The 15,567-nt window shown below is 48.9% G+C and carries 12 protein-coding genes and 6 tRNA genes; 2 read left to right on the forward strand and 16 right to left on the reverse strand.

Features of this window, described 5'->3' with window-relative positions; translation table 11 throughout:
* Positions 1 to 2 precede the first annotated feature (2 nt).
* The 4 genes from rsfS to leuS form a co-directional block, all read right to left on the reverse strand.
* A complete protein-coding gene (gene rsfS / locus C9I89_RS15170; protein WP_107284184.1) occupies positions 3 to 320 on the reverse strand; it encodes a ribosome silencing factor in 318 nt (105 codons plus the stop codon).
* Positions 321 to 455: 135 nt separating this feature from the next.
* Positions 456 to 1,487, reverse strand: a complete 1,032-nt coding sequence (holA, locus tag C9I89_RS15175; protein WP_107284185.1) for a DNA polymerase III subunit delta — start codon at positions 1,485 to 1,487, stop codon at positions 456 to 458.
* Positions 1,484 to 2,179 (reverse strand): LPS-assembly lipoprotein LptE, encoded by a 696-nt coding sequence (locus C9I89_RS15180; RefSeq protein WP_107284186.1) that lies wholly within the window; start codon positions 2,177 to 2,179, stop codon positions 1,484 to 1,486. The genes holA and C9I89_RS15180 overlap by 4 nt, the downstream gene beginning before the upstream one ends.
* A 173-nt stretch (positions 2,180 to 2,352) precedes the next feature.
* Positions 2,353 to 4,929: a leucine--tRNA ligase gene (gene leuS, locus C9I89_RS15185; protein ID WP_107284187.1), complete on the reverse strand. Its 2,577-nt coding sequence runs from the start codon at positions 4,927 to 4,929 to the stop codon at positions 2,353 to 2,355.
* Between the two features lie 185 nt (positions 4,930 to 5,114).
* Here leuS and C9I89_RS15190 point away from each other — a divergent pair, with 185 nt between their 5' ends.
* Positions 5,115 to 5,597, forward strand: coding sequence for a zinc ribbon-containing protein (locus tag C9I89_RS15190; protein WP_107284188.1), 483 nt, complete (start codon positions 5,115 to 5,117; stop codon positions 5,595 to 5,597).
* Positions 5,598 to 5,652: 55 nt separating this feature from the next.
* Here the strand turns inward: C9I89_RS15190 and C9I89_RS15195 are convergent, their stop codons facing one another.
* From C9I89_RS15195 to miaB, 6 genes are all read right to left on the reverse strand, one after another.
* On the reverse strand, positions 5,653 to 7,215 hold the full coding sequence (locus C9I89_RS15195; protein ID WP_107284189.1) for a S8 family serine peptidase: 1,563 nt from the start codon (positions 7,213 to 7,215) through the stop codon (positions 5,653 to 5,655).
* Positions 7,216 to 7,532: 317 nt separating this feature from the next.
* Positions 7,533 to 9,086, reverse strand: a complete 1,554-nt coding sequence (gene lnt / locus C9I89_RS15200) for an apolipoprotein N-acyltransferase (RefSeq protein WP_107284190.1) — start codon at positions 9,084 to 9,086, stop codon at positions 7,533 to 7,535.
* Between the two features lie 2 nt (positions 9,087 to 9,088).
* Positions 9,089 to 9,961 carry a CNNM family magnesium/cobalt transport protein CorC gene (gene corC, locus C9I89_RS15205; protein WP_107284191.1) on the reverse strand — a complete coding sequence of 291 codons (873 nt, stop codon included), beginning with the start codon at positions 9,959 to 9,961 and terminating at the stop codon, positions 9,089 to 9,091.
* Positions 9,962 to 10,039: 78 nt separating this feature from the next.
* A complete protein-coding gene (gene ybeY / locus C9I89_RS15210; RefSeq protein WP_107284192.1) occupies positions 10,040 to 10,504 on the reverse strand; it encodes an rRNA maturation RNase YbeY in 465 nt (154 codons plus the stop codon).
* Positions 10,504 to 11,670, reverse strand: a complete 1,167-nt coding sequence (locus tag C9I89_RS15215) for a PhoH family protein (protein WP_425440419.1) — start codon at positions 11,668 to 11,670, stop codon at positions 10,504 to 10,506. Before C9I89_RS15215 ends, ybeY begins: the two co-directional genes overlap by 1 nt.
* 59 nt (positions 11,671 to 11,729) lie before the next feature.
* The gene (gene miaB, locus C9I89_RS15220) at positions 11,730 to 13,154 is read right to left on the reverse strand and encodes a tRNA (N6-isopentenyl adenosine(37)-C2)-methylthiotransferase MiaB (RefSeq protein WP_107284193.1); all 1,425 of its coding nucleotides are present in this window, start codon (positions 13,152 to 13,154) and stop codon (positions 11,730 to 11,732) included.
* 239 nt (positions 13,155 to 13,393) lie between these two features.
* On the opposite strand from miaB, the gene C9I89_RS15225 reads away from it, so the two are divergent.
* On the forward strand, positions 13,394 to 14,554 hold the full coding sequence (locus tag C9I89_RS15225) for a 2-octaprenyl-3-methyl-6-methoxy-1,4-benzoquinol hydroxylase (RefSeq protein WP_107284194.1): 1,161 nt from the start codon (positions 13,394 to 13,396) through the stop codon (positions 14,552 to 14,554).
* A gap of 144 nt (positions 14,555 to 14,698) precedes the next feature.
* Here the strand turns inward: C9I89_RS15225 and C9I89_RS15230 are convergent.
* The 6 genes from C9I89_RS15230 to C9I89_RS15255 all read right to left on the reverse strand — a co-directional run bounded on the left by C9I89_RS15230 (position 14,699) and on the right by C9I89_RS15255 (position 15,506).
* Positions 14,699 to 14,783 (reverse strand) — tRNA-Leu (locus C9I89_RS15230).
* A gap of 47 nt (positions 14,784 to 14,830) precedes the next feature.
* Positions 14,831 to 14,905 (reverse strand) — tRNA-Gln (locus C9I89_RS15235).
* Positions 14,906 to 14,948: 43 nt separating this feature from the next.
* Positions 14,949 to 15,033, reverse strand: a tRNA-Leu gene (locus tag C9I89_RS15240).
* A gap of 139 nt (positions 15,034 to 15,172) precedes the next feature.
* Positions 15,173 to 15,257 (reverse strand) — tRNA-Leu (locus tag C9I89_RS15245).
* A gap of 46 nt (positions 15,258 to 15,303) precedes the next feature.
* A tRNA-Gln gene (locus tag C9I89_RS15250) sits at positions 15,304 to 15,378 on the reverse strand.
* A gap of 43 nt (positions 15,379 to 15,421) precedes the next feature.
* Positions 15,422 to 15,506, reverse strand: a tRNA-Leu gene (locus C9I89_RS15255).
* Positions 15,507 to 15,567: the final 61 nt, after the last annotated feature.

Genomic DNA, 15,567 nt, shown 5'->3' on the forward strand with positions numbered 1-15,567 from the left:
GGTTAGCTCCAAAGCTTCTCCAGCTGATAAAGTTCACGCGTCTCTTTCTGCATCACGTGTAGCATTACGCTGCCCATATCAACAATCACCCACTCGGCATCATCTTCACCGCTGATACCAAAAGGAGGGTAGTCAATCAATTTAGACTCTTTGTCTACATTATCGGCAATAGAAGCCACATGGCGGTTAGAGGTACCGGTACAGACAACCATCAAATCGGTGATGCTTGATTTACCTCGTACGTCCAGTGTCACAATGTCCTGGGCTTTCATATCGTCAATTTTATCAACAATAAAGTCGTGTAGTTCTTGAACCTGCAAAGGTAACCCCTCATTTGAGTGAAATGTGAAAATAATTCGGTGTCAGATAGATCTGAGTCACAATTTAGCGGCGCAGTATATCACTCGCGATAAAGTCATTAAAAGCTTTATACCGATAGGCATTCGATGCCACTCTTAAAATTTAGCCATTGTCGTGTGGGTTGGGATACCACACATTTCAGCACATAATGCACTTAGCGCAGGCCAGGGGTTGCTGTCAAAATCCGTTTTCACTTGTACTTCAAGCAAGGCTAATCGCTGCAGGAGCTGGATCAATGTTGCCAGCGGCAGCCGATGCAACGCGCCAATAAAGACTTCGCGGCGGCTTTGCCACACTCTGAACTGTTCAAAAATGATGTTCAGAGGGGTCCCTTTTTTGCCCATTTCCTGCATTTTGTAAAGCTGGGTTAGTTCACGCTGTAAGGTGCGCAGTAAGATGGTGGCTTCCACCCCTTCGCCCTCCAACTGTCTTAATATCCGTTGACTGCGTTTGGCCTGGCCAGCGAGCAGGGCATCGACCAATTGAAATGGCGTGTAGTGATTATGACGGCTCAGGGCTTCTTCTAAGCGTAAAACAGTCAGTTCACCATCAGGATAGAGCAAGGTGAGTTTCTGCAAGCTTTGAGCCAGCGCAAATAAGTTACCTTCGTGCCACTGGGCCAGCATGAGTACGGATTCATGATCGGGCTTTAACCCTAATGACTGACAACGGGCTTGAATAAAACGAGGTAAATGGCGCGGATCTGGTGTGTTGCATGGAATATAAAGGCCGGTATCTGCTAAGGCCTTAAACCATTTTGCACTTTCTTGCTTTTTATTCAGGCGAGGACCATGCAGCAGCAATAAAATATCGCGGTGTAAACTGGCAGTGACTTCCTGCAGGGCTTTGGCCTGGTTGGGATTAAGGCCAGAATCCGGAATTTCAAGCTCAATAATTTGCTGATCGGAGAACAGACTCATTGCATTGCAGCAATCGAGAACCTGGTTCCAGTCCAACTGGTTATCGATGGTGAAGGCATGCCGCTCAGTAAAGCCGGCTTGCTGGGCGTGGTGTTTGATCTGGTCGCCACATTCTTGCTTAAGCAGAGGCTCGTTGCCGAACAGAAGGAAAGCCTGATGCAACCCCTTTGTCAGTTGCTGAGCCAGTTGTTCTGGGTAGATTCTCATTCCGCTTTGTTGTCTAAGTGAGTGCTATCCTGGCCGTTAAATAAAGCCTTGGCCGCTTGCGTATCTTCTACTGCTTCTGTCGTGATGATGGTTGAACCTTCAGGTGTCGTACCCAGTGTGTCTGTCTCGCTATTCATCCCGGTATCCAGCTCTGCTTCGAGCGCTTCTTCTGCCATTTTGTTGAGCACCGCCGTTAAGCGGGCAAGCTGACGCATGATTTGTTGTGCGGCCTGTTTGCGCATAACATCTTCAAGCTCATCTTGTTCAACAGATTTTGCCAGAGCAGTGAGTGGGTTATCTAAAAATGTACGAGTGACTTTGGTGGTAAACGTCTGCGAACCTTTTTCTGGCACAACGACTCGATAGCTAACCGTGTAGATAAGCTCATACTCAGCCTTACCACTATTTTGATACAGCGATAAGGTACGCTCACCCGTTGATTCACCGATCAAATGCAGGTTAGGGACGGTGGCCGCGGGTGGAACCGATTCAATACCATGCAGTTCAAACTGCGACTCGACCAAACGCGTCAGCTGACTGTATTTATCAAAGCTGGTGAGTGACAGTTTGGCGATATCGTCAGGCAGCATATAGTTACCACGAAGATGAAAACCACAAGAAGCAGTGGCTAGGGCCAGTACTGCAACAAACAGGGTTCGGATGGCGCTTGGTAGGGAAAATAAAGCTTTCACCGAGTCAGCTCCTTGAAAAAGTATGTGAAAACTGATCGATTACAATAATGACCGTCTCGATTAAGACAAAAGCTGTCATTACTGGTTCAATCAATAGCGCGGCAGAAAGATCCCCGCATGAGCGGGGATCATATCTTAAGGCTTTTTAGTTGTTACTTTTGTTTACGTAAAAGCTAGTTGGCAACAATGTTGAGTAGCTTACCTGGAACGTAAATCACTTTACGGATGGTTGCCTCTGCGGTGAATTTCGTCACACGCTCATCGCTTAGCGCAAGCTCTTCAACTTGTTCTTTGGTTGCATCTGCCGCTACGGTCAGTTTTGCCCGTAGCTTACCGTTAACCTGAACAATGATTAGCTTCTCGTCTTCAACAAGAGCCTTCTCGTCAGCAACCGGCCATACCGCGTGATCAATATTTGTCTCGCCTAGTGCTTCCCACATTTCAAAACAAATGTGTGGGGTCATCGGGTAAAGCATTGCTACGATAGCTTTCAGTGCTTCATCAAGCAGTGCGCGATCTTGTACTGATTCTTGAGAGGCTTTTGCCAGCTTGTTCATCAGCTCCATGATTGCAGCAATCGCAGTGTTGAATGTTTGGCGACGGCCAATATCATCACTCACTTTGGCGATAGTCTTGTGGACATCACGGCGTAGTGCTTTCTGATCTGAAGACAGAGCAGCAACGTCTACCGCTTCTGCTGCACCTTTTGATGCATGCTCGTTAACCAGCTTCCATACGCGTTTCAGGAAGCGGTTTGCACCTTCAACGCCAGACTCCTGCCATTCAAGAGTCATATCTGCAGGCGCTGCAAACATCATGAATAGGCGCACGGTATCTGCACCGTATTTGTCTACCATCTCTTGCGGGTCGATACCGTTGTTCTTCGACTTAGACATTTTGATCATGCCTGAGTGAGCAACTTCGCGGCCCTGGTCATCAACGGCTTTCTCGATACGGCCTTTACCGTCACGCTCAATAGTCACGTCAGTTGGAGCAATCCACTCTTTCGTGCCCTTGTCGTTGGTGTGGTAAAAGGCATCTGCCAGTACCATGCCTTGGCAAAGTAGCTGCTTGAACGGTTCGTCCGACGTCACATAGCCTGCATCACGTAGCAATTTGTGGAAGAAGCGCGAGTACAGCAGGTGCATACAAGCGTGCTCGATGCCACCGATGTACTGGTCTACTGGCAGCCAGTAGTTTGCTTTTTCCGGATCCAGGATGTCGTCAGCTTGTGGTGAACAGTAACGCGCGTAGTACCAAGATGATTCCATGAAGGTATCAAAGGTATCGGTTTCGCGAAGTGCCGGCTCGCCATTGAATGTTGTTTCAGCCCAAGACTTGTCTGCCTTGATTGGGCTTGTTACGCCATCCATTACCACATCTTCAGGAAGGATCACCGGTAGTTGATCGGCGGGTACTGGGTGAACTTCACCGTCAGCAGTTGTGACCATAGGGATTGGTGCCCCCCAGTAACGCTGGCGAGAAACGCCCCAGTCGCGCAGACGGAAGTTAACTGTTTTCTTGCCTTTACCTTCAGCTTCAAGCTTGGCAGCAATGGCATCGAAAGCCGCTTGGAAGCTAAGGCCATCGAACTCGCCAGAACCGAACAATACACCTTTTTCGGTGTAAGCCGCTTCAGAGACATCTAGCTCGCTACCATCTTCTGGCTTGATAACCGGAACGATATCAAGACCGTACTTGGTTGCGAATTCGAAATCACGCTGATCGTGCGCAGGAACAGCCATAACAGCGCCTGTGCCGTAATCCATTAATACGAAGTTAGCGACGAAAACAGGCACTTCACGGCCATTAAGAGGGTGGATGGCTCTTAAGCCAGTGTCCATCCCCTTCTTTTCCATTGTTGCCAGTTCAGCTTCAGCAACTTTGGTGTTACGACATTCATCAACGAACGCAGCAAGGTCTGGATTGCTGGCCGCCGCTTTTTCAGCAAGCGGGTGACCGGCAGCAATACCGACGTAGGTCACGCCCATCAATGTATCTGGACGAGTGGTATAGACTTCTAGTGGTGCATCTTCGCCATTTACGGCGAAAGAGAGTTCAACACCTTCTGAGCGACCGATCCAGTTACGCTGCATGGTTTTCACCATGTCGGGCCAACCGTCAAGGTTATCTAGATCGTCAAGCAACTCTTGTGCATACTCAGTGATTTTAATGAACCACTGTGGAATTTTCTTTTGTTCTACCGGGGTATCACAACGCCAGCAGCAACCATCTTCAACTTGCTCGTTGGCCAGAACGGTCTGGTCATTCGGGCACCAGTTAACAGAAGACGTTTTCTTATACACCAGGCCTTTGTTATAAAGCTTGGTGAAGAACTCTTGTTCCCAACGGTAGTACTCAGGGGTACATGTGGCGAATTCACGATTCCAGTCGTAGCCAAAGCCCAGCAATTTAAGCTGGTTTTTCATGTACTCAATGTTTTCGTAAGTCCATGGTGCTGGTGCGGTATTATTTTTTACCGCCGCATTTTCTGCTGGCAGGCCAAATGCATCCCAACCAATTGGTTGCATTACATTTTTACCTTGCAGGCGCTGGTAGCGAGAAACAACATCACCGATGGTGTAGTTACGAACGTGGCCCATGTGAAGTCGACCACTTGGGTACGGGAACATGGAGAGACAGTAGAATTTTTCTTTATTAGGGTCTTCACTTACAACAAACGTCTTGTTGTTGTCCCAATGTTCTTGAACTTTCTGTTCAATGTCCTGCGGGCGATATTGTTCTTGCATCGATGACATCCAGGATTCTGTGAGTTGAGTACAAACACGGTCAATATAATCGACATAGAATAACTAAAGGTAAAGGTGTCAACAATAGCTGAGGTCAATTCGGAGTATTAATTGTTGGTTTTGGCCGGAATTTTGCGGTGTTCCTGTCGATAATCAGCCTATGATTATTGGAACGGAGGTGATTTATGGCTAAGCAAAAAAAGGAATATGAAGCGTTACTGGAGCAAGTTACGGAAACCTTGAAGCATAGTCCGGATGAGCTTAAGCACTGGGCTGAAATCACGGCGAAGTACCGTCAGGCCGCCAGCGACATGACCAAGGATGAATGGGCCCTGATTTCGGCTTACTTAAAGCGAGATTTGGAAGAGTTCGGACGGAATGTCAGGGAGAGCCCTGAACCTTTTTCGGAAAGCCCGTTCTATAAGTTGGTGTCTGAATCCATCTGGGAGGGATTAGCGGAAATTACCGATAAAACGCAGCTTGAATGGCGTGAAGTGATGGACGATCTTCAGCATCAGGGGGTCTATCAGGCCGGTGAAATTGTCGGCTTAGGGAACCTGGTATGTGAAAAGTGTGGCCACCATGAAATCTACACCCATGTGAAGCGTCTTGAACCCTGTACTAAATGCGGTCACGTTCAGTTTACTCGTCAGCCGCTATCACCTTAAAACAGAGCAACCATATTAAATTAAACAGCGGGCCGGAAGGCCCGCTGTTGAGAGGTTACTGACATTGGCCTAACAGAGTCCAGACTCCCCAATCGGCAGTGTTCTCTGCCGGTGGCTGGTTCTGGTTCCACCATTTTGCTTGGTAGGCGATACCGTTTTGCCGGGCTTGTTCTCCTTCCAGGTACACATTGCCCGCAGACCATACGGATAAACCGCTGCAATCTACAGTGCCCGGTTGTGGGTTAGGCCCCGGTGCTGGCTTGATCCCTTTTACGCGCTGTAAAGCCGCGAAGGTGTCGGTAATACCAGCGCCGCAGTTTGTAGTGTTACAGGTGCTTCCTGCCGGGAAGGGACGCGCCGTTTCCGTTATATATTGTTCGATTTGATCCGGTGTCAGGCTGGTATCCAATGAGTACATCAGGGCGGCGATACCGGCAACGTGAGGGGCAGCCATGCTGGTGCCCATGGAGTGTTTATAGGTATGCCGCTCGGCCTGTCTTGTCCCTGAGTTGTGGGTTGACAGAATACCTCCGGAGCGGCCACCACCAGGAGCTGCAATATCGATCATGGAGCCGTAGTTGGAATAGAAGGCTCGGCCGCCTGTCTTATTGTTGGAGGCGACCGAGATGACACCTTGGCAGTTGCCGGGAGTAAAGCCGCGCACATTCTGGTTGTCATTACCGGCGGCCACAACGACAGCAGCCCCTTTGGTTCGGACGTCATTGATTGCCTGTTGGTAGGTGATGCCACATGCCCCTTTTCCACCCAGGCTGAGGTTCAGGACTTTCGCCGGATAAGGGTTAGCAGGTGCTCCGGCAACCGGTAGGCCTGCTGCCCAGCGCATACCGTCGGTAATGTCAGAGGTGTAGCCACCGCAAGCGCCCAGTACACGTACTGGCACAATGCTGGTTGACCAGGCAACGCCAGTGACACCCTGACCGTTATTGCCCTCGGCGGCAACGGTTCCGGCGACATGGGTACCATGCCAGGAAGAGTTTCTGTCGCGTGGCGGGTAGTTTTGACCGCATTGTCCTGCAACTAGCCAATCCCCTTCATCTGTCGCATCTGCATCTCGACCATCGCCATCACGCGCCGCTGCAGCATTCTTAATAAAGTCATAGCCAGGTAACAGATTGTTCATCAGGTCGGGGTGTTCGGGCTGTATGCCGGTGTCAATTACGGCGACAATAACATCGGAACCGCCAGTGGTGAGGTCCCACGCTTTAGGTAGATTGATCCCGCTGATCGATGAGGAGTAATGCCACTGTTTGACGTACTCGGGATCATTTGGGATTGCGGTCGGCCACATGATCCGGTCGGGCTCGGCATATTCAATATTGGGATTTTGATTCAGTTGCTCGATAACCGCTTTGAGGTCGCTTTGAGCGGGTACTTTTAGAATATGGGTGTCGTTAGCGCTGGATCGGACATACTGTACATCGGCATCAACCATTTGCTGCAATTGGGTGGCGCTGTTGCTGGCCGATACTTCGGCACGCATCATTGGGCTGTCGGTACGGTATTTAACGATGATCTGATCGGTTAGAGGCTCGCTGTTTTGAGCGAAAGCTGGGCTGCTGGCAATTAGCACAGCTAGTGCGGTAGGTATGATTCTCATCTTTCGTCCTTGGTTAATTATTATTGTGAGGGAAGTGGTTCTTCAAATTCAACTTTTCACAATTAATAGTTGTTGTGCAGACTGAATAATGAGAACTCGGGGGTATATCGAAAAAAGAATTTTCGATTTCAACGGGTTAACTTGAAGATGTGATATGCGGCAGGGTTATGTTTTGGTATTAATAAATCACTCTGGTCGATACTTCTGCGTTTGTGTTGATTGTGCAATGCTTTATGTCGGTAAGAGGTCGTCAAACAGATTGTCGTTAAAGGGAGTATGCAAAAAAGGCGAATGGTTAATCTTCGCCTTTTCAATTTCTATTCAGTCTCTTGCGGCCGGTTATCCCGGAATCCCCCTTCACGTCGCCTTATCAGGATTGCTGACAGTGTCAGCGACCACAGCACGTAAAAATACAATGGCCAGTTGCCCAGCGTCGTATAAGGGGTAACCCCTTCAGTCAGCGTTACCGTTGCTCGTAATACCGCCGTTTTGAATTGAGGCAACTGGTCGGTTATTTGGCCTGTATAGTCGACGATAGCTGTAACACCGGTGTTGGTTGCCCGCAACAGGGGCTTGCCAAGTTCCAGAGCGCGCATCTGTGCGATTTCCATATGCTGGAATGGCCCTATCGAGGTGCCAAACCAGGCATCATTAGAGAGGGTTAGTAGCAGCTCGGTATCGATATTCACATTTTGTCTGACTTGTTCGCTGAAGGCGATTTCGTAGCACAAGGCCGGTGCAATGGAATACCCGTTAGCTTCCAGATTTGGCTGAACGAAGTCACCGCGACTGAATGAAGACATCGGCAAGTTAAAAAACGGTGCAATAGGGCGCAACAGATCACCAAACGGGACAAATTCACCGAAAGGCAGTAAGTGATGCTTGCTGTAACGAGTGGCTTTATCGTACTGATATGGCCCGTCAGTATTTACCCCTAACGTCAGAATGTTATTAAAGTATTCACGGTCCTCTTTTTGATCTAGAACACCTGTGATGATCGTGCTGTTATTACTGCGCGCCGCACTGTCGAGGTTCTGTAAAAATGTCGGCAAATGCGCCTCTAAGGCGGGAATAGCCGCTTCAGGCCAGACAATCAGATCCGCATCCCAGTTCTCGCGGCTGAGATCGGTGTATTTCATCAGGGTCGGCCAGCGCTGGCTGGGCAGCCACTTGAGCTCTTGCGGCACATTGCCCTGAATTAAGGCGACATCAACATTTTTTTCGGGATTGGGGGTGACCCACTGAACGGAACCCGTTAGCCAGATCAGCCCTGTCATCATGGCCGGAACCAGCAAGGGTCTCCAGTTTCGACTGTACCAGGCCGCGACAAAAGCACCACAGCCCAAGACCAGCGCCAGGGTGATCCCTTGAACGCCCAAGACAGGAGCAATGGCTGATAACGGGCTGTCAATTTGGCCGTAGCCCATCCATAACCAGGGGAATCCCGTGAATGCCCAGCCCCGCAGCCAGTCCAGTAATAACCAGATAACCGGGCCGCTTAACATCAGCTGGTGGAAGGGGCGACCGCGGTTAAACCGGTTAAATAAGGCCCCGAAGGCGGCGGGATATAAGGCCAGGTAGCTAATCAGTGACAGCATTAAAAAGATGCTGGCAATCTTCGGCATTCCGCCAAAGGTATCAATGCTGACATGTACCCAGCTGATCCCGGTACCGAATAATCCTAAACCCCATAAAAAACCGACTAAGCCTGAGCGCTTTATGCTCTGGTTTTGTAATAACCCGAGTAATAAAACAATAGACACAGGGGCCAGCAGCCAGTAGTTATAGGGCGCGAACGAGAGTGTGGCGATAGCGCCGGCCGGGACGGCCAGAAACAGCCGTCCCAACGAGAGGAATGATTTTCTTGTCATCATTAAGCAGTGGTTGTCGGTTGATACGCTTCGTGGGGAATCGTTACCTGCAATTGGATAACCCGGCGGCTATCGGCAGAAGTCACTTTAAAGGAGTAACCATCCAGCTCGACAATTTCCCCTCTGGAAGGCAAATGACCAAAGCTGGTCATCACGAGCCCGCCGACGGTATCCACTTCCTCGTCACTGAACGTGGTTTGGAATAAGTTGTTAAAGTCTTCGATGGTTGTCAGTGCTTTTACCGCATAGGTATGTTTGCTTAACTGACGGATATCCTCTTCTTCCTCATCGTCGAATTCGTCTTCGATTTCGCCAACGATTTGTTCAAGAATATCTTCAATGGTGATAACCCCTGAGACCCCGCCAAACTCATCGACAACGATAGCCATGTGATAGCGTTCCTCTCGGAACTCTTTCAGCAGGCGATCGACGCGCTTACTTTCCGGCACAACAACCGCCGGGCGCAGCACTTTCTCCATGTCGAATGGCTCACTTGTCGGCAGCAGGTAACGCAGCAAATCTTTTGCCAGCAGAATACCTTCGACATGATCCTTATCATCGCTGATAACAGGGTAGCGTGAGTGTTGGGCGTCAACAATTAAATCAATCAGATCTTCTAACTTCTGAGAACGTTCAATGGTTGTGATCTGAGAGCGCGGGATCATGATGTCACGAACACGCATCTCTGATATTTCCATCACACCTTCGAGCATGTCGCGGGTGTCGTGATCAATCAGATCGTTTTCTTCCGAATCACGGAATACTTCGACCAACTCTTCGCGGTTTTGTGGCTCGCCTTGGAACAGTTGACCGATACGTTCAAAGAAGGACTTTCTACTCGGACCTTCAGAATTTGGGGGGTTATCTTCGTTCATTGCTTTCTTAGTCAGCTAAGTGGAATCATCCACGAAATGTTACACATCAATACAAATGAGTAACGGTTATCTGTGATGTTACAGCTTTTCTTCGGCATACGGATCGGTAAAACCCATTTTTACCATAATTTCCGTTTCCAAAGATTCCATTTCTTCTGCTTCATCGTCTTCGATATGATCATAACCTAGCAGATGAAGACTGCCGTGTACAACCATATGTGCCCAATGGGCATTCAGCGGTTTCTTCTGTTCAGCTGCTTCTTTTTCAACAACCTGTCGACAAATAATTAAGTCGCCTAGCAGATCCAACTCTATTCCTGGAGGTGCTTCAAATGGAAAAGATAACACGTTGGTAGATTTATCTTTGCCGCGATACTCATGGTTTAACGCATGGCTCTCTTCTTCGTCAACTAAACGAATGGTCACTTCTGCATCAGCCTGAAATGGCGTGACAGCGGCATTTAACCAGCGCTGGAACTCAGTGTCGCTAGGCAGGCCGTCTTGGCTTTTAGTGGCGTGTTGCAGATCTAGGTAAATTGCCATTAATTACTCTTTTCTGTTTTAGCTTGGTTTGGCGTCTCTTGGGTTACAGCCGCTTGTGCTAGCTGTTCGTCAAGGCGGCTACGTTCTTCACGGTGTCTTTGTTCAGTCAGTTTTTTTTGTTTCTGATCTTCGTTTTCCCAGATTTCATAAGCCTGCACGATACGTGCGACAACGGGGTGGCGTACGACATCATCGGCCTGGAAAAAGTTGAAGCTTATTTCATCGACATCGGCAAGCACTTCAATGGCATGACGAAGGCCGGAACGTGCCCCTCGCGGCAAATCAATCTGGGTAACGTCACCGGTGATCACGGCGCGTGAATTAAAGCCGATACGGGTCAGGAACATTTTCATCTGTTCTACCGTGGTATTCTGGCTTTCATCCAAAATGATAAAGGCATCATTTAGGGTACGGCCGCGCATATATGCTAACGGGGCCACTTCAATGACGTTTCGTTCAATTAATTTTTCAACCCGTTCAAAACCGAGCATTTCAAACAAGGCATCGTAGAGCGGGCGCAGGTACGGATCGACTTTCTGGCTTAAATCACCAGGCAGGAAGCCGAGCTTTTCACCGGCTTCAACCGCTGGACGAGTCAGTAGAATACGACGGATCTCCTGACGCTCCAGTGCATCGACGGCGGCAGCAACGGCAAGATAGGTTTTACCGGTTCCTGCAGGGCCGACACCAAAGGTGATGTCATGGGTAACCATGTTAGCAATGTACTGAGCCTGGTTCGGCGTGCGCGGCTTGATCAACCCTTTTTTGGTTTTGATGTGGATCTCTTTGCCGTAAGGAATAGAAGACTCTGTGCTTTGCTCTAAAACCCCCGACTCTTTGATTGCTAAATGGATTTGATCCGGCTCAATATCTGGGGTGGTCGTGTTTGCCGAACCACTGCGAACTGGTGCGGTATCGACATACAGGTTTTTGATGATTTCGGCTGTCGGCCGGGCGGTGTGGGGCAGCCCGACAACACTGAAGCTGTTGCTGCGGTGGTTAATTTCAACACCCAAACGGCGCTCTAATTGTTTGATATTATCGTCGAAAGGGCCACAAAGACTGGAAAGGCGCTGGTTATCGGCGGGTTCCAGGTTAAACTCTACAGTGATAATTTTGCTCAAGATTTGCCTCTCATTAAGGTCGCCCGGCAAGCGGGCAACCATATCTTTCAGGGCATGCGTCCTACTGGTTATTTTCAGACATACGTTAGACGCAGGTCTTACTACGGAGTATATACGCCAACACCCAATTCATCTTCTTTACGTGCTTTTTCCATAACCTCTGCCGGTGACATCGCAACACGAAGGTTCATCTCGGCTTCTGTACGTACCAGCTCTCCACGAAGAGAGTTGGTGAACACGTCAGTGATCTTCACATCAACAAACTGGCCGATGAGATCGGCTGAGCCTTCAAAGTTGACTACTCGGCTGTTTTCAGTACGGCCGCGAAGCTCCATGATGTTCTTTTTCGAAGGACCTTCAACCAGAATACGCTGCTCAGTACCAAGCATTTGACGCGAGTAACGCATCGCCTGAGTATTGATCTGTTGTTGCAGTTCATACAAGCGTTGTTTTTTCACTTCTTCTGGCAGATCACACGGATAATCCGCTGCCGGCGTACCTGGACGCGCAGAGAAGATAAAGCTGAAGCTCATATCAAAATCAATATCACGAATTAGCTTCATGGTATCCTGGAAGTCCTGATCGCTTTCTCCCGGGAAAGCAACAATAAAGTCAGAACTGATCGTAATGCCCGGACGTGCTTTCACGAGCTTGCGGATTTTTGACTTGTATTCAAGGGCCGTATGCGGACGCTTCATCATTGTCAGAATACGGTCAGAACCGCTTTGTACCGGCAGGTGAAGGAAGCTAACCAGCTCCGGCGTGTCTTTGTACACTTCAATAATATCGTCAGTGAATTCGATAGGGTGACTCGTGGTATAACGAATACGGTCAATACCATCAATTGCAGCCACTAAACGTAGCAGCTCGGCAAACGTGGCGATTTCACCTTCATAGGTATTACCACGGTAGGCATTGACGTTTTGACCAAGAAGGTTGACTTCGCGAACACCTTGTTCAGCAAGCTGCGCAACTTCGTACAGTACGTCATCAAGTGGACGACTGACTTCTTCACCGCGAGTATAAGGTACGACACAGTAGGTACAGTATTTTGAGCAACCTTCCATGATCGATACAAATGCGGTTGCACCATCAGCTCGGGGCTCAGGCAGGTTGTCGAACTTCTCAATCTCAGGGAAAGAGATATCCATAACCGGCAAGTGATTAGATTGAGAATCCTTAATCATCTGTGGCAGGCGGTGCAGGGTTTGCGGGCCAAAAATAACGTCAACAAATGGCGCACGCTTGCGAATTGAATCGCCTTCCTGGGTTGCTACACAGCCACCGACGCCAATCACAAGATCAGGCTTTTTATCTTTTAATGTTTTCCAGCGGCCTAGCTGGTGGAAAACTTTTTCTTGCGCCTTTTCACGGATAGAGCAGGTGTTAAGCAGCAGAACATCTGCTTCTTCTGGGACTTCCGTAAGCTCGAAGCCATTGGCAGCATTAAGAAGATCGGCCATTTTTGATGAATCGTATTCGTTCATCTGGCAGCCCCAGGTTTTAATCAGCAGTTTCTTAGCCATGTCTAACTCTTCGCTCGTAATGTTTATTCATTGCATTCAACATTGCATCTGGTATTGCTTTTCATCTGGTAATTGCGGGTCTCTCTGTGGCAGTTACCAATAGCAAGCCGCGTATTGTACTGCTTTACGTTCTGTCTGACTAGATCATAGCCACCCCGAATAAATCGGGCCTCTGCTTTCCCTTAGCAAAAATAGTCAGGCGAGGTAGAATAGCGACAGCCAAACAAAGAGATATGAGCATGGAACAGTTTGATGTAGTGATTGCCGGTGGTGGTATGGTAGGTGCTGCGGCCGCATTAGGGTTAGCACAGCAAGGGCTGACCGTTGCCATTTTAGAAGGACAAGCCCCGGAATCGTTTGACCAACAGCAAGCGATGGATCTGCGTGTCTCGGCCATCTCACCCCATTCTGTTGCCTTACTGACGCGCCTCGGAGCTTGGGACAGCATCATGCAGATGCGAGTCTGCCCGTTCAAGCGTCTCGAAACCTGGGATCAGCCAGAATGTCGTATCCGGTTTAATGCCGATGAGATGAAGATGGACCGGCTGGGTTTCATTGTTGAGAACCGGGTTATTCAGCTTGGACTGTGGCAACAATTTTCGTCTTACCACAACTTAACCTTATTGTGTCCGGCACGTATGGTTCATTCTAAGGCCGGTAAAAATGGTTATCAGGTCGAGCTGGATGATGGTCGCCAGATACAGACTAAGTTATTAGTGGGAGCCGATGGGGCGAATTCACAGGTTCGTCAGCAAGCGGGGATTGGTGTCACAGCCTGGGACTATCGCCAGCACTGCATGCTCATTAATGTCGAGACAGAATTACCGCAACAAGATATTACCTGGCAATGGTTTACCCCTCGCGGCCCTCGCTCGTTTTTACCGCTGCCCGGCCATCAGGGTTCGTTGGTCTGGTATGACAGCCCTAAGCGAATTAAACAGTTAAGCACAATGTCTCAGCAGCAGTTGCAAGCGGAGGTTGAAACGCATTTTCCCGCGGAGTTAGGGAGCGTTAAGGTGCTCAATTGGGGAAGTTTCCCACTGACCCGCCGTCATGCTCAGCGCTATTTTAAACCCGGTGTCGTTTTATTGGGGGATGCCGCCCATACCATCAATCCGTTAGCCGGCCAGGGCGTCAACCTTGGTTTTAAAGATGCGGATGTATTGCTGCATGAGATAGAAAAAGCCGGAAAAGAGTGGGCCCGAACATCGGTACTGCAAGCGTATGAATGTCGTCGGCGGCCAGATAATCTGCTGATGCAAGGCGGGATGGACGTATTCTACGCCACCTTCAGCAACTCGTTATTCCCGATCACGCTAGTCCGTAACATTGGCCTTAAAGTCGCCGAGCATACCGGGCCGATAAAAAAACAGGTGCTGAAATACGCAATGGGGATGTAGGAAAAGAAAAAGCCGAATGTCATAAAAAACATTCGGCTTAACAACCAGAGAGATACGATCATTTTTTAGGTTGTAAAAACGTTATTGCTGCCGTAATTATACTGCAGACAAAAGAAAACCCACCAAAAGGTGGGTTTCTAGAGATGGTGCGGAAGGAGAGACTTGAACTCTCACACCTTGCGGCGCCAGAACCTAAATCTGGTGCGTCTACCAATTCCGCCACTTCCGCGTACTTATCGTACTTAACTGAAAACAGTCAGAACGCAAAGTAAAATATGGCAGGGCTACCTGGATTCGAACCAGGGAATGGCGGCATCAAAAGCCGCTGCCTTACCGCTTGGCGATAGCCCTACAGGTAGTATCCTAAAAGATAATAAATAAGTCACAGAGAGAATGGTGCGGAAGGAGAGACTTGAACTCTCACACCTTGCGGCGCCAGAACCTAAATCTGGTGCGTCTACCAATTCCGCCACTTCCGCATATTGTCCCAATCGAATCATCGAGTGAGTATTTCTCTGGAGCTTATTATACAGATCAAAGAATTGGTAAAACCCAATCTGTATTTTTGTTGTTAATTATGAATAAACATAACTAACGATTCTCTTATTTAAGAGAAAATGGTGCGGAAGGAGAGACTTGAACTCTCACACCTTGCGGCGCCAGAACCTAAATCTGGTGCGTCTACCAATTCCGCCACTTCCGCATACTTATCGTACTCAACTGAAACAGTCAGAACGCAAAGTAAAATATGGCAGGGCTACCTGGATTCGAACCAGGGAATGGCGGCATCAAAAGCCGCTGCCTTACCGCTTGGCGATAGCCCTACAGGTGTTATCTTAAAAGATAATAAATAAGTCACAGAGAGAATGGTGCGGAAGGAGAGACTTGAACTCTCACACCTTGCGGCGCCAGAACCTAAATCTGGTGCGTCTACCAATTCCGCCACTTCCGCATATTGTCCCAATCGAATCATCGAGTGAGTATTTCTCTGGAGCTTATTATACAGATCAAAG

The sequence above is a fragment of the Photobacterium lipolyticum genome (assembly GCF_003026475.1).
Lineage (GTDB): Bacteria > Pseudomonadota > Gammaproteobacteria > Enterobacterales > Vibrionaceae > Photobacterium > Photobacterium lipolyticum.